At 68.2% G+C, this 1,754-nt stretch carries 3 protein-coding genes; all 3 read right to left on the bottom strand.

From position 1 onward, the window contains the following. Positions 1-250 (bottom strand): thiolase family protein (locus DYS74_RS18355; RefSeq protein ID WP_449295447.1); only part of this gene is annotated, 250 nt, incomplete at its 3' end. Between the two features lies 1 nt (position 251). Continuing rightward, positions 252-935 carry a 3-oxoacid CoA-transferase subunit B gene (locus DYS74_RS18350; RefSeq protein ID WP_121535060.1) on the bottom strand — a complete coding sequence of 228 codons (684 nt, stop codon included), beginning with the start codon at positions 933-935 and terminating at the stop codon, positions 252-254. Continuing rightward, on the bottom strand, positions 932-1,666 hold the full coding sequence (locus tag DYS74_RS18345; protein ID WP_121535059.1) for a 3-oxoacid CoA-transferase subunit A: 735 nt from the start codon (positions 1,664-1,666) through the stop codon (positions 932-934). The genes DYS74_RS18350 and DYS74_RS18345 overlap by 4 nt, the downstream gene beginning before the upstream one ends. Between the last annotated feature and the right edge of the window lie 88 nt (positions 1,667-1,754).

The raw sequence follows: 1,754 nt of genomic DNA, 5'->3' as shown, positions 1-1,754 counted from the left end.
TGCCCGGCACCGTGACCGGCAGATCCGCAAGCAGCAGCGACATGCGCGCGACGTTGCGGTTGTCCTCGCCCGCCTGGTTGGCGCAGCCGAAGATCACATCGTCGACCGCGGCCCAGTCGACATTCGGGTTGCGCGTCCTCAGCGCGCGCAGCGGCACGGCGCCCAGATCGTCGGCCCGCACCGTGGCGAGTGCGCCGCCGAAGCGGCCGATCGGGGTGCGGATGTAGTCGCAGATGAAAACGTCGGTCATCTCAGAGCTCCGGAGTGATGAGGTCGGCGACCGCACTGTCTGCGGGGCCGTCAAGGTGCAGCGTGGCGCCGGTCAGCGCCTGCAATTCGTCGAAGCTGATCGCGGGCAGCTTCTCGCGCAGCACGAAATGGCCGTCCTCGATGTCGATCACCGCAAGCGAGGTATAGACCCGGGTGACGCAGCCGACGCCGGTGAGCGGCAGGGTGCAGGCCTGAAGCAGCTTCGGCTTGCCGTCCTTGGTGACATGGTCGGTGATGACGGCGACGCGCTTGGCGCCATGGACAAGATCCATCGCCCCGCCCACGGCCGGCACGCCCTTCGGGCCCGTCGACCAGTTCGCGAGATCGCCGGTCTCGGCGACCTGATAGGCGCCGAGGATCGCGACATCGAGATGCCCGCCGCGCACCATCGCGAAGCTGTCGGCATGGTGGAAGAAGGCGGCGCCGGGCTTCAGCGTGATCGCCTTCTTGCCGGCGTTGATCAGATCCCAGTCCTCTGCGCCGGGCGCGGGCGCCTCGCCGAAGCCGAGCACGCCGTTCTCGGTGTGGAACACCGCCTGCCGGCCCGGGGGCTGGAACTTCGCCACCATCTCGGGAAAGCCGATGCCGAGGTTGACATAGGCGCCGTCGGCGATGTCCTGCGCCGCGCGCCAGGCGATCTGGGCGTTCGAGAGCTTGCTGGTCATTCCGTCACCTCCGGGTAATGCGCATCGGCGCGGTTGAGCGCCTCTTCCTGTGCGGGGGCGGGCACTTCGACGATGCCCTGCACGAAGATGCCCGGGGTGATCACCTCTTCGGGCGCGATCCCGCCCGGTGCGACGGCGCGGCTGACCTGCGCGATGGTGCGCGCGGCGGCCATCGCCATCAGCGGGTTGAAGTTGCGCGCGGCCATCCGGAAGGTCAGGTTGCCATGGTGATCGCCGAGCTCCGCCTTGATCAGCGCGACATCGGCCTTGAGCCAGCGTTCGCGCACATAGGGCCGCCCGTCGAACTCTTCGACCGGCTTGCCCCTGGCGAGGTCGGTGCCATAGCTCGTCGGCGTGTAGAAGGCCGGGATGCCGGCGCCGCCGGCGCGGATCCGCTCGGCCAGCGTGCCCTGCGGCACCAGTTCCAGCGCGATCCTGCCGGCCAGATAGAGCTCGGTGAACACCTTCGGATCGGCCGAGCGCGGGAAGGAGCAGATCAGCTTCGCCACCATCCCCTGTTCGATCAGCGCCGCAAGCCCGACATGGCCGTTGCCGGCGTTGTTGTTGACGACGGTCAGGTTCTTCGGGCTGCCGGTGGCGATGAAGCGGTCGATCAGCGCGTGGATGAGCTCGATCGGCGCCCCCGAACCGCCGAAGCCGCCGATCATCACGACCGCCCCGTCCTCGATGCCGGCCACCGCCTCGGCCAGTGTCGCGATGCGTTTGTCCATGGTCTCCTCCGATTGCATTGCCGGAGCCTAGGCACGGGCAGGCGGTCGGGCGAAGCGCTATTGTGCGCATGTTGACTTTTGTTCGGAT

Source organism: Paenirhodobacter hankyongi, from assembly GCF_003664585.1.
GTDB classification, from domain to species: Bacteria; Pseudomonadota; Alphaproteobacteria; order Rhodobacterales; family Rhodobacteraceae; genus Rhodobacter; species Rhodobacter hankyongi.
The sequence above is the reverse complement of the archived record's forward strand: the minus strand, read 5'-3'. Positions and strand labels throughout refer to the sequence as shown.

Bases quoted from the DNA above. Each gene is read 5' to 3' on its own strand.
- DYS74_RS18350 (WP_121535060.1), bottom strand. From the start codon at position 935: ATGACCAGCAAGCTCTCGAACGCCCAGATCGCCTGGCGCGCGGCGCAG.
- DYS74_RS18345 (WP_121535059.1), bottom strand. From the start codon at position 1,666: ATGGACAAACGCATCGCGACACTGGCCGAGGCGGTGGCCGGCATCGAG.